The sequence below is a fragment of the Massilia sp. CFBP9026 genome, from assembly GCF_034045165.1.
In the GTDB taxonomy this organism is placed as follows: domain Bacteria; phylum Pseudomonadota; class Gammaproteobacteria; order Burkholderiales; family Burkholderiaceae_D; genus Telluria; species Telluria arenae.
This window is the reverse complement of record NZ_JAXCWH010000010.1, coordinates 167266-187775: the sequence shown is the minus strand read 5'-3', so window position 1 is coordinate 187775 and position 20510 is coordinate 167266. Positions and strand designations below refer to the sequence as shown.

Genomic DNA, 20510 nt, shown 5'->3' with positions numbered 1-20510 from the left:
CAAGGCATGGATTGGCAGTTCTGGATCGACCGAGGCGGCACCTTCACGGATATCGTGGCGCGGCGCCCGGATGGACAACTCGTCACGCACAAGCTGCTGTCGGAGAATCCGGAACAGTACCGCGACGCGGCCGTGGCAGGCATCCGCCACCTGCTGGGCGTGGCTGCCGGCGAGCCGCTGCCTGCGGCGAGCGTCGAAGCCGTCAAGATGGGCACCACCGTGGCCACCAATGCGCTGCTCGAGCGCAAGGGCGAGCCGACGGCGCTCGCCATCACGCGGGGCTTCCGCGATGCGCTGCGCATCGCCTACCAGAACCGGCCGCGCCTGTTCGACCGCCACATCGTGCTGCCCGAGCTGCTGTATGCACAGGTGATCGAGATCGACGAGCGCATGGGCGCACACGGCGACGTCGTGCAGCCGCTGGACGAAGCATCCGCCCGCGCCGGCTTGCAGCAGGCGTATGACAGCGGCCTGCGCTCGCTGGCGATCGTGTTCATGCACGGCTACCGCCACACGGCCCACGAAGCCGCGGTGGCGCGCATCGCGCGCGAGATCGGCTTTACGCAGGTGTCGGTCTCGCACGAGGTGAGCCCGATGATGAAGCTGGTCGCGCGCGGTGACACCACCGTGGTCGATGCCTACCTGTCGCCGATCCTGCGTCGCTATGTCGACCAGGTGGCGGGTGAGCTGCCCGGCGTGAACCTGCAGTTCATGCAGTCCAACGGCGGCCTGACCGATGCGCGCGCCTTCCAGGGAAAGGACAGCATCCTGTCCGGCCCGGCCGGCGGCATCGTCGGCATGGTGCGCGCCAGCCGGCTGGCTGGCTTCGAGCGTGTGATCGGTTTCGATATGGGCGGCACCTCGACCGACGTGTCGCATTTTTCGGGCGAGTTCGAGCGGGTTTTCGAGACCCAGGTCGCCGGCGTGCGCATGCGCGCGCCGATGATGAGCATCCATACGGTGGCCGCCGGCGGCGGCTCGATCCTGCACTTCGATGGCAGCCGCTATCGCGTGGGGCCGGACAGTGCGGGCGCCAATCCGGGCCCGGCCAGCTACCGCCGCGGCGGACCGCTCGCGGTCACCGACTGCAACGTCATGCTGGGTAAGGTGCAACCGAATTACTTCCCGCGACTGTTCGGGCCTGGTGGCAACGAAGCGCTCGATGCGAGCGCTGTGCGGGCGCGCTTTGACGAAATGGCGGACCAGATCGGCGCCGCCACCGGCGAACGTCCGGCGCCGGAGGCCGTGGCCGAAGGTTTCATCCAGATCGCGGTGGGCAATATGGCCAATGCGATCAAGCAGATCTCGGTGCAGCGCGGCCACGACGTCACCGACTACGCACTGACCAGCTTCGGTGGCGCGGGTGGCCAGCACGCCTGCCTGGTGGCCGATGCGCTTGGCATGAAGACGGTGTTCATCCACTCGCTGGCCGGCGTGCTGTCGGCCTACGGCATGGGCCTGGCCGACCAGACCGCGATGCGCGAGCAGGCGGTGGAAGAGAAGCTGTCGGATGCTGCGCTTGAGACCCTAGCCACCCGGCTGGCGACTTTGGGCGGGGCGGCGCGCGGCCAGCTGCTGAAGCAAGGCGTGGAAGCTGGGCGCATCGCGCTGGTCGAGCGCGTGCACCTGCGTTACGAGGGCACCGATTCGGCGCTGGTCGTGCAGTTCGACGACGTGGCGTCCATGCAGGCCCAGTTCGAGCAGGCGTATAAGCGTCGTTACTCGTTCCTGATGCCGTCGCGCGCATTGATCGTCGAAGCCGTGTCAGTGGAAGCAATCGGCCAGTCCGATGCGCCGCCCGAGCAGCCGGCGAGCGCGACGACGCAGGAAGCAGCTCCGGCGCCGCAGGAAAGCGTGCGCATGTACAGCGGCGCGCAGTGGCATCAGACTGGCATTTACGCGCGCCGCACGCTGCAGCCCGGGCACGTCGTGCGCGGCCCGGCGATCATCGCCGAAGACAATGCGACCACGATCGTGGAACCGGGCTGGCAGGCGCAGGTCACAAGCTACAACCACCTGGTAATGCAACGTGTGGAAGCGCTGCCGGAACGGCGCGCGATCGGCACCACGGCCGATCCGGTGATGCTCGAAATCTTCAACAATCTGTTCATGTCGATCGCCGAGCAGATGGGCCTGCGGTTGCAGAACACGGCCTATTCCGTCAACATCAAGGAACGCCTGGACTTCAGCTGCGCGATTTTCGACCACGACGGCAACCTGGTCGCGAACGCGCCGCACATGCCGGTGCACCTGGGCTCCATGGGCGAGAGCATCAAGACCGTGATGCGCGAGAACGCCGGCCGCATGCGCTCGGGCGACGTCTATGTGCTCAACGATCCGTACAACGGCGGCACCCATTTGCCGGACGTGACGGTGATCTCGCCGGTGTTCGACGAAGCCGGCAACGAGATCCTGTTTTACGTGGGTTCACGCGGCCACCACGCCGATATCGGCGGCACCACGCCAGGCTCAATGCCGCCCGACTCGGATCACATCGAGCAGGAAGGCGTGTTGATCAATAATTTCAAGCTGGTCGATGGCACGGACGGCATCCTGCGCGAAGCAGAAGCACGCGCCATGTTGCAAGGCGCACGCTACCCGGCGAGGAATCCGGACCAGAACATGGCCGACCTGCGCGCCCAGGTGGCCGCGAACCAGAAGGGCGTCGAGGAGCTGCGCAAGATGGTGGCGCACTTCGGCCTGGACGTCGTGCGCGCCTATATGGGTCATGTGCAGGACAACGCCGAGGAGGCGGTGCGTCGAGTGATCTCGGCGCTCAAGGACGGCAGCTTCCACTACGAGCTCGATAACGGCGCCCACATCGACGTCGCGATCCGGGTCGACCAGGCCACGCGCAGTGCGGAGGTCGATTTCACCGGCACGTCGGGCCAGCTGCCGAACAACTTCAATGCGCCGTCGAGCGTGTGCATGGCGGCGGTGCTGTACGTGTTCCGCACGCTGGTGGACGACGAGATTCCGCTGAACGCAGGCTGCCTGAAACCGTTGAAGGTCATCATTCCGCCCGGCTCGATGCTCAACCCGCATTATCCGGCCTCTGTGGTGTCGGGGAACGTCGAGACCTCGACCTGCATCACCAACGCACTGTATGGCGCGCTGGGCGTGATGGCGGCGGCGCAGGGCACGATGAACAACTTCACCTTCGGCAATGCGCGCTACCAGTATTACGAGACCATCTCGGGCGGCTCGGGCGCGGGCGAAGGATTTAATGGCACCGACGTCGTGCAGACGAATATGACCAACTCGCGGCTGACCGATCCCGAGATCCTGGAATTCCGCTTCCCGGTGCGGCTGGAGAGTTACGAGATCCGGCAGGGATCGGGCGGGGCGGGGCGCTGGCATGGCGGCAATGGCGGCGTGCGCAAGGTGCGCTTCCTGGAGCCGATGACGGCGGCGATCCTGTCCAACAACCGTATCCATGCGCCGTTCGGAATGGCCGGCGGACAAGAGGCCGAACGCGGTCGCAACCGTGTGGAGCGCGCCGACGGCCTGGTCGAGGAGCTGGGCCATATCGGCAAGACCGACATGGCGCCGGGCGATGTGTTCGTGATCGAGACGCCGGGCGGGGGCGGATACGGGGAGCCTGCCTGATCCGGATTACTCGATGCGCTCAGCGGCGCGGGTGACCCCGACCGTGTCCGTGGCCTCCGTGATGGCGACCGCCATGTCCGCCATGGTGGCCACGCCATCCGTGGCCGCCATGATAGCGGCCCCTGCCGTGGTGATGGCCGTGTCCGTAGTGGCGCGGGCCGCGGTCGTAGTATGAGAATCCCAGTCCGAGCGTCACGGGCGGATAGGCGTAGGCAGGGCTGCCGTAGGGATAGGCGCCGTAATAGGGGTAGGCCGAATAGCTGGAGTAACCGTAAGCGGGCGCATACGCGCCATCGTAGGCCGCATACGGCGGTCCGTAGGCCACGCAGCCTCCGAGACCGCATGCCATTGATAGCGAAAGAATCAGGCGTTTCGCCGCGCCTATGATCTGCGGGTTCATGGCAGATCCTCACCGGGGGACGATGACCCATTCTAGTCCTGTGCCAGGGCGTCGTCGGCGGTGGATTTGTAAGTAATTGCTACGACGATAGAGCAGGTGGGCGCGAACGGCGATGATTTGAACTCAGTTCGAACTCAGCCGCCGACTAATCCATCGCGGCGTGCGGGGGGGGGCCAGGCGGGCGTGTGATTACATCGTAAGGAAAATGCATGCCGCATCGATCGGTTCCACGGCTCGCCTTGCTAGTGCTATGTGGCGCATTGGGTGCGTGCGGCAGCACGACAACCGAAACACGATCCACGGCGAGTGCCGCAGTCCTTGCGCCGGGCGCCGCGGCGCCTTTGGCCGTGGTCGGCACGGCCTGGGACAACTTCGATCACCGTGGCAGCAGGTGGGCTTGCCGCGACCTCTCCAGCGGCGAGATGGTCTCGTCGAGCATGTGCTACGGCCTGACGAAGGACGACCGCCATTGGCCGGGCATGGCGGTGCCGCCCGGCTATCGCGGCATGCCTGACCCTTGACCCTGGCTAGGCGGTCGCGATACCGTACTTGCGGCGCGCCGCCTGATACTCATCGGTCAACGCCACCAGCCGCGGATGCTGCGCATCCTGCGCGCGAATCCCCTCCAGCAGCTGGGCTGCGGTGTCGCCCAGCGGGTGATCCCATCCCAGCTCGTTCACCTGGCGCAGGATGCCGCCGGCCGTCGCAACCATCACCTGCAGATTGTTTGGCGCGATATGCAGCGCCTCGAGCAGGGTCTGCACCGCGCCGCGCACGTCGCCCATATTGCGCTTCTCGTCGGCCACGCCGAGCAGGATCTGCGCCTGGGCCCGCAGTTGCTGGCCCATGCCCTCGACCATGTCGGTGCGGCCGGCGTTGACGAACACGTGCATCGCCTGGTCGACCGAGATACCGCTGTTGGCCTCGTTCATCACCGTCAGCATGACGTTCGAAGCCTGCTCGTCGAGCTGGTGATCCAGGCAAGCCTTGGCCAGGTCCATGCGCAGGCCGGGCGAGGTGGCGCCGCCGGCACGCACCGCCGTCACTGCCGCCTGCAGCTCGGCCACCGCCGCGCCGACGTTGCCGCTCTTGTCGAGCACCAGCGAGTTGGCATAGGCGCGGCAGGCGTCGGCCGCCGGGTTGCCGCGCATCGAGCGCTCCAGGTCGCGCACCACGCCGGTGGCGCCGAGCAGGTCGTCGCGCGTCACCAGCGTCTTGACCAGGTTGACGTGGTCCTCGGGATTGCGAAACTCGGAATAGCGCGCCTTGGTCACCACCTGGCGGAACGATTTTTCGGCGCCTTCGACGTCGCCCGCAGCGAGCGCCACTTCACCGAGCTTGCGCAGGCGCCGCACCACGTGCGGCGAGATCGCCACCGCGTCTTCCAGCACCTTCTTGGCCAGGTCCGGCTCGTTGCCCGCCTCCAGGCAGCGCGCGAGCAGGTCGTAGCCGGCCATCAGGCGCGGATTGGCGGCCAGCAGTTCTTCAAGAATGGTGCGGGCATCGTCGACCTGGTCGAGGGCGAACAGGGCGCGCGCCATGCCCAGCGCGGCCCAGCCGAGGGGGCGCTCGGTCAGCACCTCGCGATAGACCTCGGCGGCCTCATGGTGCTCGTTCAAGGTCGTGTGCAGTTCGGCGCGGATGCGGGCGAAGTCGGCGGCGTAGCGCGGTTGGGCGCTAGCGCCGTCACGGCAGGCGGCGATCGCCTCGCGCAGCTTGCCTTGGGCCGCCAGCTGCCAGGCCGGGAGCAGGGCGGCGCGGCGCTCCAGCGCGCGCTTGATGCGGCCGCTGAGCATCTCCACCGTGAACGGCTTGAGGACGTAGTCGGTCGGCGTCAGCTCGGCCGCGCTGACTACCTTGTCGTAGACGCCTTCGGAGGTGAGCATGATGAAGATCGTCGAGGCCGAAATCAGGCGGTGGTGGCGCAGGTCTTCCAGCAGCTGCTGGCCATCTTGCCCTTCGCCGCTGCCGCTGGCCAGGTCGTACTCGCACAGGATGACGTCGTAGGCGCGCCGCTGCAGCTGGCGGATGGCCGTGTTGGCGTTGATCGCGTACTCGACCTTGCCGATGCCGGCCAGGTTCAGCATGTTCTGCAGGCTGGTGCGCATTCCCGGGTTCGGGTCGACTACCAGCACCGTCAGGTTTCCATTCTCTTGCATCGTCGCTCTCGTCCAGGTCATCCGGCGCCTCGGTGAGGGCGCGCGTTTAAATATTGTCTACCGTAAAGATACCGGCAAGTTTCAATTCGATCAAGGAAACTGCAGTGTCATATTGTCAGTCGGCCGACGGCCCGACCATAGTGCAACACTGTATAATAGCGGGCTATCTTCCACCCTAGCAGCCACGCTGCATCAACGACTGTCCAAGCCATGTTGATTCTGCCGGGTTCCAATGCCCTGTCCGCCTTCCGTAGCCAACGCCTCCTGAGCCAACTGCAAGCTGTCGCCCCGTCGATTGCCGCCGTCCAGGGACGCTTCTACCACTTCATCGACGCCAGCGCGCCGCTCTCCACCGACGACACGCAACGTCTATCGGCCATGCTCACCTATGGCGAGCCGGCGGCCGAAACGCTGTACGAGGGCGTGACCGAGGAGTTCTTCGTCATTCCGCGCCTGGGCACGATTTCGCCCTGGGCCTCGAAGGCGACCGACATCGCCCACAACTGCGGCATGGCCCACGTGCACCGCATCGAGCGCGGCGTCGGCTACTCCGTGGTGCTCAAGAGCGGCATCCTGGGCAGCAGCATCGGCGCCGCCAAGAAGCTCAGCGGCGAGGAAGTGGAAGCGGTCAGCGCGCTGCTGCACGACCGCATGACCGAATCGGTGCTGCGCAGCGCCGACGACGCCCAGCACCTGTTCAACGAGCTCGAAGGCAAGCAGCTGGAAAGCATCGACGTGCTGGGCGCCGGCCGTGACGCGCTGGTGCGCGCCAACACGGAACTCGGCCTGGCGATGTCGGAAGACGAAGTCGACTACCTGCACGAAGCCTTCACCCGCGCCCAGCGAAACCCGACCGACGTCGAGCTCATGATGTTCGCCCAGGCGAACAGCGAGCACTGCCGCCACAAGATCTTCAACGCCGACTGGATCATCGACGGCGTCAAGCAGGATAAGTCGCTGTTCGGCATGATCAAGAACACGCACCAGCTGAACCCGCGCGGCACCGTGGTCGCGTACAGCGACAACTCGTCGATCATCGAAGGCGCCACCGTGACCCGCTTCTTCCCGCGCGATGGACAGGAATACGGCGCGTCGACCGAGCTGGTGCACACCCTGATGAAGGTCGAGACCCATAACCACCCGACCGCGATCTCCCCATTCCCGGGCGCCTCGACCGGCGCCGGCGGCGAGATCCGCGACGAGGGCGCGACCGGCCGCGGCGCCAAGCCGAAGGCAGGCCTGACCGGCTTCACGGTGTCGAACCTGCTGCTGCCGGACGCCCAGCGTCCATGGGAAAACGCGTCGGACGTGACCAGGGCCGAGCGCAGCGACGCAGTCTATGGCAAGCCGGAGCGCATCGCCTCGCCGCTGCAGATCATGATCGACGGCCCAATCGGCGGCGCCGCCTTCAGCAATGAATTCGGCCGTCCGGTCCTGGGCGGTTATTTCCGCGCCTACGAGCAGAATGTCGGCGCCGCGAACGCGGTCTACGGCTACCACAAGCCGATCATGATCGCCGGCGGTATCGGCAGCATCTCGGCCCAGCATACCCATAAGGATGAGATTCCGGTCGGCAGCCTGCTGATCCAGCTGGGCGGCCCGGGCATGCGCATCGGCATGGGCGGCAGCGCCGCCTCGTCGATGGCCACCGGCACCAATACCGCCGACCTGGACTTCGATTCGGTCCAGCGCGGCAACCCGGAGATGGAACGCCGCGCGCAGGAAGTCATCAACGGCTGCTGGCAGCTGGGCGAGAACAACCCGATCATCTCGATCCACGACGTCGGCGCCGGCGGCCTGTCGAACGCCTTCCCTGAAATCGTCAACGACGCCAAGCGCGGCGCGATTTTCGACCTGCGCAAAGTGCCGCTGGAAGAGAGCGGTTTGGCGCCAAAGGAAATTTGGTCGAACGAATCGCAAGAGCGATATGTGTTGGCGATTTCGCCAGAGAACCTTGCAAAATTTGCATCGCTGTGCGAGCGTGAGCGCTGCCCGTTCGCCGTGGTCGGCACCGCCACCGAAGAGCGCCAGCTGAAACTGATCGACGATCAGGAAGGCAACGCGCCGGTCGACATGCCGATGGACGTCCTGCTCGGCAAACCGCCGAAGATGCTGCGCGACGTCGAACACATCCAGCATGCGTTCCCGCCGGTGGACCTGACCGGCATCGAACTGCCGGAAGCGGCGCGCCGCGTGCTGCTCAATCCGGCCGTGGCCGATAAATCGTTCCTGATCACCATCGGCGACCGCAGCGTCGGCGCCACCAGCGTGCGCGACCAGATGGTTGGCCCATGGCAGGTGCCGGTCGCCGACTGTGCGGTCACCGCAATGTCCTTCGAGGGCTTCCTGGGCGAGGCGATGGCGATGGGCGAGCGTACCCCGCTGGCCGTGATCGACGCCGCCGCATCGGGCCGCATGGCCGTGGGCGAGGCGATCACCAATATCGCGGCCGCCGCGATCGACGACATCTCGGACATCAAGCTGTCGGCCAACTGGATGGCGGCCTGCGGCCAGCCAGGCCAGGATGCGGCGCTGTTCGATACCGTCAAGGCCGTCGGCATGGAACTGTGCCCGGCGCTGGGCGTGTCGATCCCGGTCGGCAAAGATTCGCTGTCGATGCGCACCACCTGGAACGACGAGGGCCAGAACAAGGCCGTCATCTCTCCGGTGTCGCTGATCGTGTCCTCGTTCGCGCCGGTCACCGACGTGCGCCGTTCGCTGACCCCGCAACTGCGCACGGACACCGGCGACACCGCCCTGATCCTCGTCGACCTGGGCCGCGGCAAGAACCGCCTGGGCGCCTCGATCCTGGCGCAAGTGACTCAGCAGTTGGGCGACTCGGTGCCGGACGTCGATTCGCCGCAAGACCTGAAAGCGTTCTTCGTCGCGATCCAGCAGCTGAACAAAGACGGCAAGCTCCTGGCCTATCACGATCGCTCGGACGGCGGCCTGTTCGCCACGCTCGCCGAGATGGCCTTCGCCGGCCGCACCGGCGTGTCGGTCAACCTCGACATCCTGACCATGGAAGGCGAGCACGCATCCGACTGGGGCGACGCCAAGAACTGGGCTGGCCAGGTGGCCGAGCGCCGCAACGAGATGACCCTGCGCGCCCTGTTCAGCGAGGAGCTGGGCGCCGTGATCCAGGTGCGCGCCGACGACAAGAGCGCTGTGATGAACGTGCTGCGCGACCAGGGCCTGGGCGCCTGCAGCCACATCATCGGCAAACTGAACGACCGCGGCGCGATCGAGTTTACGCGCGATGCCAAGGTGATCTACAACGAATCGCGCAGCAGCCTGCACCGCCTGTGGAGCGAGACCAGCTGGCGCATCGCGCGCCTGCGCGACAACCCGGCGTGCGCCGATGCGGAATACGACCGTCTGCTGGACGAAACCGATATCGGCATGACGCCGAAGATCAGTTTCAACCTGGATGAAAACGTCGCCGCGCCGTTCATCGCGACGGGCAAGCGTCCGCGCGTGGCAATCCTGCGCGAGCAGGGCGTCAACTCGCATATCGAGACCGCATGGGTGATGCACCAGGCCGGTTTCATGGCGGTCGACGTGCACATGAGCGACCTGATCGCCGGCCGCGCCAAACTGGACGACTTCCACGGCGTCATCGCCGTCGGCGGCTTCTCGTATGGCGACGTGCTGGGTGCGGGCGAGGGCTGGGCCAAGACCATCCTGTTCAACCCGCAGCTGTCGGACCAGTTCGCGAAATTCTTCGCGCGCCTGGATACCTTCGGCTTGGGCGTCTGCAACGGCTGCCAGATGATGAGCAACCTGAAATCGATCATCCCGGGCGCGCAGGCGTGGCCGAAGTTCACCCGCAACAAGTCGGAACAGTTCGAAGCGCGCTTCGGCATGGTCGAGGTGCTCGACTCGCCGTCGATCTTCTTCGCGGGCATGGCCGGCACCCAGGCGCCGATCGCCATCGCCCACGGCGAAGGCTTCGCCGACTTCTCGCTGACTGGCGATCTGAACGCGGTCAACCAGGCGATGCGTTTCGTCGACAATCGCGGCCAGGCGACCGAAGTGTATCCGTTCAATCCGAACGGTTCGCCGGGCGGGCTGACCTCGGTCACCACCGATGACGGCCGCTTCACCGTGCTGATGCCGCATGCAGAGCGCGTGTTCCGCGCGGCCACGCATTCGTGGGCGCCGGAAGCGTGGGGCGATGAGTCGCCTTGGATGCGCATGTTCCGCAATGCGCGCAAGTGGGTTGGCTAGCCGACGATACCTTACCAAAACGCCTCTTTCGGAGGCGTTTTTTTTGGGTAACATGGTTGAATAAAACTTGTATAAAATTTGACGGTAGGATAGATGTTTGGTTCCCTATGACTAGTGCCATTATCCTCAGAGTTAGCAGGCGAGAAGTTGCAAATTTGGGCGTATGCGTAACGTCCTTTACTAAATTCTTAAAACTTTTGGACCGTTGAGATGATCAAGGACGAACTAATCGCGTTATTTCGTAATGCGCCCTCGGGCCCTTTTCTATTTTTGGGTTCCGGGTTCTCACGACGCTATTTGGAACTTGAGGATTGGGAAGGTTTACTTACCCGCTATTGTGAGATGGGGAAGCCGTTTCAGTACTATTTAACAATGGCGAACGGGAGTTTACCTGCCGCGGCCTCTCTAATCGCAGCTGAGTTTAACAGGCATTATTGGTCTGAAGAGAAGTATGCAGCAAGTAGGGAAAGATTTAAGTCGAAGTTGCGGGACGCTACGAGCGCACTTCGGCTTGAAATTGCCGGATATTTGTCGACACTCGACCAATCCAAGGCGAAGACCTCAAAATACGGCAATGAAGTCGCACTGTTATCCGATTTAAGCGTTGATGGAATTATCACGACAAATTGGGATCTCTTTATCGAGCAACTTTTTCCAGAATATCGACCGTTTATCGGGCAGAAGGAATTGCTATTTTCGAATCCCCAGCAGATTGCAGAGATTTATAAAATACATGGCTGTGCAAGTAAGCCCGAGTCTTTGGTGCTGACAAACGAAGATTATATTGATTTTAATGCTAGAAATCCGTATCTCGCTGCAAAGCTCATAACTTTGTTCGTTGAGCACCCGATTATATTCATCGGTTATCGCCTCTCCGATCCAAATATTCAAGGTATTCTGCGGGCTATCGCATCGTGCATTGGTTCAGATAACATTGAGAAGCTGAGGAAGAATTTAATTTTCGTTCAACGACCGCGTGAAGCTCAAGGTGAAGGTCTATCGCACACAGCTGTTACAATCGACGGGGTGCAGATTCCGATTGTCTCAGTGGTAACGAATGATTTCTGCCAGATCTACGAGGCTATCCAGACTGTTAAGAGGAAGATTCCCGCCCGAGTACTTCGGTACTGCAAGGAGCAACTCTATGAGGTAGTAAAGTCAGTAACTCCAACTGACAAAATTTATGTCTCCAGTATTGATGAGATTGGAAAATCGCAGGATGTCGAATTTGTAGTCGGCCTCGGGGTTGCTCGAAAGAATGCTGGTGATGAAGGTATTGCTGAGAAAGGGTATTCCCACATTACATTGCTTAACTTGCTTACTGACGTTATTCACGATAACGGAGGGTTAGACTCGGAACAGGTAGTGTCCCGTGTCATACCTTTGGCTGGAAGAAATACTCCGAACGTTCCGGTATTTAAATACCTTAGAAATGTCGGCATAAATTCACTGGACGACTATAAGAATTCTGATTACGAGTTGGATAAATGGGTGCTTAGGGATCTTAAGGACTTCAGGATGAAGTCAGTTGCCAAGCTATTCTTTAAGCACCGGCACTTAAGTATCGAGGAGTTAATTGCAGCATGCACGCCGGAGAACGCTGCTATATTTATACCGCTATTGGCGAAGGATAAGATCGATTTAGCCGTGCTTTATAAATTTATCGTCGAGCATGAGGAAAAAATTGATGCAAAGAAATCAGTGTACTCGAGCAATTTCAGGAAATTGATCGTCTTATACGATAGGCTGAAGTGGGGCTGGTAATCGCCGGACACACGATCGAAGGTCGGGTCTGACATTCAGCCACGGCCTCGAGACTAGCCTTACTCATCGCTTCCGAGATTTAGAGTTTCGGCCCGATGCCGGCTTCGAAAGCTGAGTTTGTGTCCGAATGTCAGACCTGCCCCTTGTCCGGTGACCTTTGTCCGAATGTCAGACCTAACCCTGGCAGTGCCTATGCCCCTCGCAATGCCCACGTTTCGACGTAGTAGCGTAAAAGGTTCGCAACGTCGGCGGGCGACCGAACCATCGCTCTGGAAGATTTCCACGCCGTCGCAACTCGTTACGAAAAACGCGGTCATAACAACATGGCAGTAGTGACCATTCCAACAATTATCAACCTCCGCCGCCACGCCGGCGGGGGAGCTTGTTTCGAGTTTGGGGGCTTCAGGCTGCGGCTGGCTGACAACATACGCTACGCGCGCTGGAAATACACGAGGTGACGATTTTTTGGCACGATAATGCTAGAACTGAGATTAAGATGGCTGCCGATCTTTATCTACGGTAATTCGTGGCTTTTAAAGAGAGAGCGAGAGCGAGGAAGGACGGCGCCGGATGGCAACAGAGCCCATTTGAAGATTCTTATATTAGGTGGCCGCAATAATGCGCTGAGTGTCTGAGATCGGTTCAAGCTGGCTGTCGGATAAATATTTTTTTAGACTGGCTATAAGTTTTGCGCGATCAATTGGTCCGGACTCGGGTAGTGGCGCTAAAAAGTCATCGGTCACCGAAATTTTCTGGGAGACTGCCATCAGTAGAGAGCCAACGTTTAGAACAGATCGATCAACGAACTTGCGCAGCACAGAGATTTCATCGTCTTCCGTGATTCCGCTAGAAGCATGTCCGACATCAACCTCGTTCCGGATAATTAAAATTGGTATCAGCTGCGACTCAATCCGCTCTTTGGAATAACCGACCGTTTTTAGTTTATCTCTTAAATCGTTACGACTTGAGGCGGAAAAAAGTAACTCGATGCATTTTGCCAAGTTCAGCAGAACTTCCGGTAGTGCGGTGTATGGAGGAAAGGTTACCTGTCTAGGTGATCGAAGTCGAAGTGCATGGCGGTAGTACAAGCAGCAAGTCGCGAACCTATTATAAGATTTGCTGTTTGGATTAACTAATGACAGCGATTCTTGGATTAAGTCAGCCCTCTGATCTGACGCGACAGTTGCGATAAGTGCACTGTACACGTTAGCCGGAGCGATTGCCGTAAATCCTACGCCGGCGACTTCCCCACTAACGTTAGATGTGCTGGTGTAAATACCTAATTTGAGAGATAGCATGGTTGATAATTACGTGCTAACCCAGCTGATAAGCGCACTCATCTCATCTATTGAGCCAATGCGCGCTCTGACCGACGCTTTTTTTCCCCGCACTGAGATTGTTCCTGTGTCGAATTTCCCGTCATAGCTAATTGGGCCGGGAGATTCAGTTGATTTAATACGCATAATGCCGATTGGGCCTAGAACTTCAAATTCAGCTGAGCCATATACGACAGTTAATGGCCCGTCGTCCGCCGCACCCTCAAAGAAGTCGAACGGTTCCAGATCAAGACTTGCATCTAGATCTGCTGGCCAAGCGATTTCGCTAGATCCTTCCTCGAACAAAAACTGGTATCTAAGCTTCCATAAGTTACCCATTGGTAATTATCTTTGGCAATGATTAGCGGATTTGAAAGACACATTCTATATGAGCAGTGTGCGACATGCCTAGCAGCACTCACTTGAAAATTGGAACATCTTCCAAGATGGCGGGTCAGATTGACGGTCACAGATCGAGGGTCTCACACTTAGACACAGGTCGAGGGTCAGGTTTGAAATTTTAGAGACGGTCTCGAGAATGGCTTATCTTAGTGAATCCGAGAACAAGAAATTTGGTCCGATGCTTTCTTCTACAACTGAAATTGTGTCCGGATACCAGCCCGACCATCGCTGTGACCAGAACTGGGCCGGCCACGTGGCCGAGCGCTGCAACGATTTGACCCTGCGCGCACTCTTCAGCGAAGAGTTGGGCGCAGTGATTCAGGTGCGCAGGGATCCAGGGCCAGGTCTGACATTCAGACACAGCCTAGAGAATAGCCTTACTCATCGATTCCAAGATTGATAGTTTCGGTCCGATGCTTGCTAAACAGCTGAGGTTGTGTCCGAATGTCAGACCTGACCCTCGCAGTATGGATGTTAATGGACCTTGACCGTCTGCAGTTGGGGTTCGTTCACCGCACCGGCTTTGACTTGATGCGTGTGGCTATCGTGAACTGGTTGCGATCAAAAATCCCAGAACTTTCTGATTTAGAACGGTAGTCGAACCTTACCCTCGCTTTCTCGCATATACCCTCCATTTTTGGCGCTTAGAAGTGCTTGATTTAAAAGCCTGCGGGTCATGTAGCAGCGCGATTCAAGACGTACTCGACATCCGCGCCGTCTCCCTCGATACGTTCCCAACCCAGCCGGGCATAGAAGCCATCCGCCCTGGTGCCGGCGCCCGTGCTCAGCCTTAGCTCGTCGAAGCCAAGCGAGAACAACCAGCCGGTCGCCAGCTCGAGCAAGCTCTTCGCCAATCCCCGGCCCTCGTGACCAGGCTCGACGAACAAGGCCCAGATCGAGCCATCGGTGCGGTTCGCATAGCTGAAAGCGACCGTCACACCATCGATCTGCACCACCCAGCCGCGCCCGTCGCGTTCCAGGAAATCCTCGTACATCTGCCGCGTGACGCGGCCCGGGTCGCGTAGCCGGTTCTCATTGACCGCCAGCCGTATGCGCGACATCGCCGGTATGTCGTCGACAGTGGCCCGTCTGAAGATCGCGCCTGTCATGGCCACATCCTGTGCAGCTTTCCTCGTGCGGAGTTCTTGAGCAAGTCGTGCGCGCGCGGGTCGATGCGTGCCGCAGAAACATGCCGGAGCACATGAGCGGCAAATTCCGGAAGACCCATCTGCATCCCGGTGACCCGCACCATGACGCCAGATTCAAGCTCGAGCCGGTACCAGTTCATGCGCTTGTTGAAGGCGACACGCCGGACGTCGCTCCAGCGGAAGTATCCACGTTTGCCCAGCGTACGGCCGTACGCCATTCCGTCGTCATCGATCACATGACGCGCCAGGTAATAGTCGCCGATGAGATACAGGGAAAGCAGCGTCATCGCGCTGCCGACCACGAACGGAATCGGACCGCCGGTTTCGGTGTACGAACCGAACAGCATCCCGATGGACATCGCGAGGCAGACGATGCCGACGATGAGAAGTGGCGTCGGCTGCCTCAGCGTGCGTGCCTCGCTCGCAGGCCGGTCGCGCAGGCGACTGCGGGCGAACCAGCGCATCATGAACGTCATGGCGACAATCCAGAAGACGACCTGGAACAGAATGCCGAAGTAATCAAAATCCATTGAGGTATGCCAAGGAAAAACCGCAACAATAGCAGATAGGTCCGAGCACGAAATGCACGGATATTCACATCGAGCAGGGCAGCTTCAATACGACACGATCGCAAGGCACACGACCATAAAAAAAGCGCTCCCTCAGGAGCGCTCTTCGATGCCGTCAACCGGCGATTACTGCACCTTGGCCTTCTTGACCAGGCTTTCGCGGTAGGTTGCCAGCTGACGCTGCTGCAGGCCTTCCGCGACTTGCTGCTTGACTTCTTCGAGTGGCGGGACCTTGGTCGCGCGCACGTCTTCCAGCTTGATGACGTGGAAGCCGAACTGCGACTTCACCGGGGTCTCGGTGATGGCGCCTTTTTGCAGGGCGACCATGGCTTTCGAGAACTCAGGCACGTAGGTTGCCGGGCTTGCCCAGCCCAGGTCGCCGCCGTTCTGGGCGCTGCCGTCTTTCGACTGCTTGGCCAGCTCTTCGAACTTGGCGCCGCCTTTCAGCTTGCCGATGATGTCCTTGGCGGTGGCTTCGGAATCGACCAGGATGTGGCGGGCGTGGTATTCCTTGTCGCCGATCATGGCCTTCTGCTTGTCGTACTCGGCCTTGATCTCGGCATCCTTGACCGGGTTCTTCTTGACGTAGTCGGCCAGCATCGCATTGATGATGATGCTCTGGCGGGCGTTGTCGATGGCCGACTTGACGTCGGCGCGGTTGCCGATGTTCTGCTTGTCGGCTTCCTGGATCAACACTTCACGGCTGATCAGGTCGTTCTTGATCGCGGTGCGCAGGTCAGGGGAATCGGTGGCGCGGCCCTGGGCGACGACTTGCTTGACCAGCTGGTCGACCCTCGCTTGCGGGATCGCCTTGCCATTGACGGTTGCAGCGTTTTGCGCGAGTGCAGGCAGGGCAACCAATGCGGTCATGGCTAACAACAGGCGGGCTGGCTTCAAAATCATTGTTGAGATCCTATATAAACACGATAAGTATCGCCGCAGGCGACGAGAGCCGGCGCAAACTCAGCGCCGGCGACAGCACATATTACTGCACCTTTGCCTTTTTGACCATTTGCTCCTGATAGTCACGCAGCTTCTGCTGGGACAGATTCTCGGTCAGCTGTGGCTTGACTTCGTCCAGGCTCGGGAACTTGACCGGACGGGTATCGTCCAGCTTGATCACGTGGAAGCCGGCATTGGTCTTGACCGGCACGTCGGTGATCGCGCCTTTCTGCAGCTTGGTGAAGCCGGCCGAGAATTCCGGCGGCAGGGCGCCCGGAGTGACCCAGTCCAGGTCGCCGCCGTTGCCGGCGGTACCGGTGTCCTTCGAGGTCTTGGCCATTTCTTCGAACTTGGCGCCGCCTTTCAGCTTGCCGATGGCGGCCTTGGCTTCGTCCTCGGTCGTGAACAGGATGTGGCGCACATGATATTCCTTGTCGCCGGTTTCGGCCTTGACCTTGTCGTACTCGGCCTTGATCTGGGCGTCGCTCACCGGGTTCTTGGTGATGTATTCGCGGGCCAGGGCGTTGACGACGATCGATTGGCGGGCGTTATCCAGCGCTTCGCGCACTTCGGGTTTCTTGTCGTAGCCTTGCTTGACGGCTTCCTGCATCAGCACTTCGCGGGCGATCAGGTCGTTCTTGACGGCTTCGCGCAGTTCTGGCGAATCCTGGTTCTGGCCCTGGGCCACGACCTGCTTGATGACGGCTTCGGCGCGCGACGAAGGGATCGCCTTGCCATTCACCACTGCGAGGTTCTGGGCGAAAGCGGGAGCCGATGCAACGGCGACAAGGGCTAACAGCAGGCGAGCTGGCTTAAAGGTCATGTGTGTTCCTGTAGCGGGGATAGTTGCTGGACGAGATTAGATGTGTTCTTGTGACTAGCAGTGTAAATTGTCGGGCAAATTACTTAAAGCTGCCTGAAGCCGACGTAGAGGACAGCTCGGAAGGCGCGACCGCATGGATGGCGAGCGCGTGGATTTCCGCCTTGTTGATCATATCGTGAACGGCATCATACACAAGACGATGGCGCATGACTAGCTTGAGGCCTTCAAAGCGGGAGGACACGATTTTGACCGTGTAATGGCTGCCGCCGGAGGCCGCGCCGGCATGGCCGGCATGCAGGTGCGAGTCGTCGATGATCTCGAGCGACGCCGGGGCCAGTTCGGCCTCGAGAATGGCGCGCACGCGTGCTTCGCGGTCGCCTTTGCCAGTTGCAGTGTTCATGCTTCTTCCTCCTTGATGTATTTCGAAAGCATCATCATCTGGATCACGATGAATCCGAACATGATGCCGGTAAAGCCGAACAGCTTGAAGCTGACCCAGGCGCTGGTGTCGTTACGGAAGACAACGAAAGCCATCAACAAGTTCAGCAGGCCCATGCCGGCGAAGAACAGGATCCAGCTGTAGCCGAGCCGGTTCCACACCGGGTCGGGCAGCTTGAGATTGGCCTCCATCACGGAGCGCATCAGGTTCTTCTTGTAGAACACCTGCGCCATCAGCAGGGCGACGGCGAAGGCCCAGTACAGGATGGTCGGCTTCCATTTGATAAACAGGTCGTCATGGAAATAGATCGTGGCGCCGCCGGCGACCAGGATCACGGCCATCGACAGCCACAGCATATTGTCGACCTTGCGGCCGCGCACCAGCAGGTAGCCAACCTGCAGCGCGGTGGCGACGATCGCCACCGCGGTGGCCAGCAGGATCGCCGACTGTGCGGGCGGCACGGCGCCGCCTGCGATCAGGCCACCCAGGTACTCGACGGCCAGGCGGTGCGCCCACTCCTGGTTGCTGTCGCCGTACTTGTAGACGCCAAAAAACAGGAGGACCGGGAACAGGTCGAACAGAAATTTCTTCACCGCGTCACCCTCAGATCGGTTCGAACCGCATCGAGGCGGAATTGATGCAATAACGCAGGCCGGTCGGCGGCGGGCCGTCCGGGAACACGTGGCCCAGGTGGGCGTCGCACACGCCGCAGATGACCTCGGTGCGCACCATGCCGTGGGTGCGGTCGACCTTCTCGATCACATTCGCCGGGTCGAGGGCCTTGAAATAGCTGGGCCAGCCGCAGCCCGAGTCGAACTTGGTGTCCGATTCGAACAAAGGGGTATCGCAGCACACGCAGTGATAAATGCCGTGTTCGTGGTGGTCCCAGTACTTGCCGGTGAAGGCGCGCTCGGTGGCGGCGTGGCGGGTCACCTGGTATTCCATCGGGTCGAGCTGGTCGCGCCACTCGGCGTCGGTCTTGGTCACTTTGTCGGTCATGATTCTCTTTCGTGGTGTGAGGGGCTGGGCCCGGATGCGGCCCAAGCGAGGCTCAGGACGAGCAGCTCACCTCGAGGTGGGCCGCCCAGTCCGGCGGCAGGGCCGCATAGGATTCATTCTCGGGCTGTTCGTCGAATGGGCGCTCCAGTACGGCCAGCAGCTTGTGCACGCCACTGAAATCGCCGTTCTGCGCCTGTTCGATGGCGACCTGCGCCAGGTAGTTGCGCAGGATGTATTTTGGATTGGCCCCGTGCATGGCTTCGCGCCTGGCCGCGTCGCTGCTGCCTTCGTGGCGCAGGCGGGCGCGGTATTCACCCGTCCAGGCGTCGCAGGCGGCGCGGTCGATGAACAGGTCGCGCAGGGGTTCGTCATTTGCCGGCTCGTCGACCTTCAGTTCTCCCAGGCGGCGGAAGAACAGCGTGAAATCGGCGTGGTTGTCCTGCAGCAGCGTGAACATATTGTCGAACAGCGCCGCATCGCCGTCGTGCGTTTCCTTCAGGCCGAGCTTGGCATGCAGCAGGGTCTCGAGCTGGCGGCCGAACTCTGGCCGGTAGACGTCGAGCGCTTCCTCGGCCGCCTCGGGCTCGCCGATCAGCGGCAGCAGGGCATTGGCCAGCGCATAGCAGTTCCAGTGGCCGACCGGCACCTGGTTGGCATAGGAGTAGCGCCCGCCCTGGTCGGTGTGGTTGCAAATGTGCTTGGCGTCGAAGGCTTCCATGAAGCCGAACGGGCCGTAGTCCAGCGTCAGGCCCAGGATCGACATATTGTCGGTGTTCATCACGCCATGCATGAAGCCGACCGCCTGCCAATGCGCGATCATGCGCGCGGTGCGGCGGGTGACTTCGGCCAGCAGTTCCTGGTACGGGTTGGCGGCGCCCTCGAATTGCGGGTAGAACTGGCGGATGACGTAGTCGGCGAGCGTCTTGAGCTCGGTCTCTTTGCCGCGCGAGGCCCAGTGCTCGAAGGAGCCGAAGCGCACGAAGGTGGGCGCCATACGCGTGACGACCGCGGTACTTTCCATGGTCTCGCGCGCCACCTGCTGCTGCGAGCCGGTGACCATCAGCGCGCGCGTGGTCGGGATGCCGAGCGCGGCCATCGCTTCGGAGCACAGGAATTCGCGGATCGACGAACGCAGCACGGCGCGGCCGTCACCCATGCGCGAATACGGCGTGCGGCCGGCGCCTTTGAGTTGCAGCTCCATCCGGCCGTTCGGCGTGGCGAGCTCGCCCAGCGTGATCGCGCGGCCGTCGCCCAGCTGACCGGCCCAGACGCCGAACTGGTGGCCGGAATACACGGCGGACAAGGGCTGCGAACGCGCCGCGACCTTGTTGCCGGTAAACACGTCGACAAAGTCGGGACGAGCGAGATCGGCCGCATCCAGCCCGATCAGGGCGGCGGCAGGGCCGCTCGCCGCCACGAAATGGGGCGAGGGCAGCGGCGTCGGCATGAGGCGCGTGTAGAACGCCGGTGGCAATTCGGCAAACGAATTGTTCAGTGGAAGTTCGTCGGCAGTGATGGCAGTGTCCGTGGCAAAGTGGTCAAGATTGGCGGATTTTACCGCACCAGGCCGATTCTATTCGCGCACCCGTGCGATATGGGCCAGCGTTACATCCGGTAACCGCTCATTGCCGATCTGGCTCAAGGAGTTGATGCGGTGCATCATCGAATCCGATTGACGGGGGCACGCTTCGCGAACGACACTTTTCGTGT

14 protein-coding genes are annotated in these 20510 nt (G+C 61.0%); 4 read left to right on the top strand and 10 right to left on the bottom strand.

Annotation, left to right across the window (positions count from 1 at the left end; translation table 11 throughout):
• The first annotated feature begins 6 nt into the window (after window positions 1-6).
• Both SOM28_RS22390 and SOM28_RS22385 read left to right on the top strand, forming a co-directional pair.
• Window positions 7-3609 carry a hydantoinase B/oxoprolinase family protein gene (locus tag SOM28_RS22390; RefSeq protein WP_320469506.1) on the top strand — a complete coding sequence of 1201 codons (3603 nt, stop codon included), beginning with the start codon at window positions 7-9 and terminating at the stop codon, window positions 3607-3609.
• A gap of 609 nt (window positions 3610-4218) precedes the next feature.
• Complete coding sequence (locus tag SOM28_RS22385) at window positions 4219-4530, top strand: hypothetical protein (protein ID WP_320469505.1); 312 nt, start codon at window positions 4219-4221, stop codon at window positions 4528-4530.
• 6 nt (window positions 4531-4536) lie between these two features.
• Here SOM28_RS22385 and SOM28_RS22380 read toward each other — a convergent pair whose 3' ends face one another.
• Complete coding sequence (locus tag SOM28_RS22380; protein WP_320469504.1) at window positions 4537-6168, bottom strand: tetratricopeptide repeat protein; 1632 nt, start codon at window positions 6166-6168, stop codon at window positions 4537-4539.
• A gap of 210 nt (window positions 6169-6378) precedes the next feature.
• Between SOM28_RS22380 and purL the strand changes: the two genes are divergently transcribed.
• A complete protein-coding gene (purL, locus tag SOM28_RS22375) occupies window positions 6379-10398 on the top strand; it encodes a phosphoribosylformylglycinamidine synthase (protein WP_320469503.1) in 4020 nt (1339 codons plus the stop codon).
• 210 nt (window positions 10399-10608) lie between these two features.
• Window positions 10609-12162 carry an SIR2 family protein gene (locus SOM28_RS22370; protein WP_320469502.1) on the top strand — a complete coding sequence of 518 codons (1554 nt, stop codon included), beginning with the start codon at window positions 10609-10611 and terminating at the stop codon, window positions 12160-12162.
• Between the two features lie 602 nt (window positions 12163-12764).
• Here the strand turns inward: SOM28_RS22370 and SOM28_RS22365 are convergent.
• From SOM28_RS22365 to SOM28_RS22325, 9 genes are all read right to left on the bottom strand, one after another.
• Window positions 12765-13163: a hypothetical protein gene (locus tag SOM28_RS22365; RefSeq protein WP_320469501.1), complete on the bottom strand. Its 399-nt coding sequence runs from the start codon at window positions 13161-13163 to the stop codon at window positions 12765-12767.
• Window positions 13164-14554: 1391 nt separating this feature from the next.
• Window positions 14555-14989, bottom strand: coding sequence for a GNAT family N-acetyltransferase (locus tag SOM28_RS22360; protein WP_320469500.1), 435 nt, complete (start codon window positions 14987-14989; stop codon window positions 14555-14557).
• The gene (locus SOM28_RS22355) at window positions 14986-15558 is read right to left on the bottom strand and encodes a PH domain-containing protein (RefSeq protein ID WP_320469499.1); all 573 of its coding nucleotides are present in this window, start codon (window positions 15556-15558) and stop codon (window positions 14986-14988) included. Before SOM28_RS22355 ends, SOM28_RS22360 begins: the two co-directional genes overlap by 4 nt.
• 165 nt (window positions 15559-15723) lie before the next feature.
• Entirely contained in the window at window positions 15724-16500 is a 777-nt protein-coding gene (locus SOM28_RS22350) for a foldase protein PrsA (RefSeq protein ID WP_320469498.1), read from the bottom strand.
• An 82-nt stretch (window positions 16501-16582) separates the two neighbouring features.
• Window positions 16583-17362, bottom strand: a complete 780-nt coding sequence (locus SOM28_RS22345) for a peptidylprolyl isomerase (RefSeq protein ID WP_147934332.1) — start codon at window positions 17360-17362, stop codon at window positions 16583-16585.
• Window positions 17363-17441: 79 nt separating this feature from the next.
• Window positions 17442-17762: a BolA family protein gene (locus SOM28_RS22340; protein ID WP_123069776.1), complete on the bottom strand. Its 321-nt coding sequence runs from the start codon at window positions 17760-17762 to the stop codon at window positions 17442-17444.
• The gene (locus SOM28_RS22335) at window positions 17759-18394 is read right to left on the bottom strand and encodes a septation protein A (RefSeq protein ID WP_320469497.1); all 636 of its coding nucleotides are present in this window, start codon (window positions 18392-18394) and stop codon (window positions 17759-17761) included. The genes SOM28_RS22340 and SOM28_RS22335 overlap by 4 nt, the downstream gene beginning before the upstream one ends.
• Before the next feature lie 10 nt (window positions 18395-18404).
• Entirely contained in the window at window positions 18405-18800 is a 396-nt protein-coding gene (gene msrB, locus SOM28_RS22330) for a peptide-methionine (R)-S-oxide reductase MsrB (protein ID WP_123069774.1), read from the bottom strand.
• Between the two features lie 52 nt (window positions 18801-18852).
• Window positions 18853-20316 (bottom strand): protein adenylyltransferase SelO, encoded by a 1464-nt coding sequence (locus SOM28_RS22325; protein WP_422655637.1) that lies wholly within the window; start codon window positions 20314-20316, stop codon window positions 18853-18855.
• Between the last annotated feature and the right edge of the window lie 194 nt (window positions 20317-20510).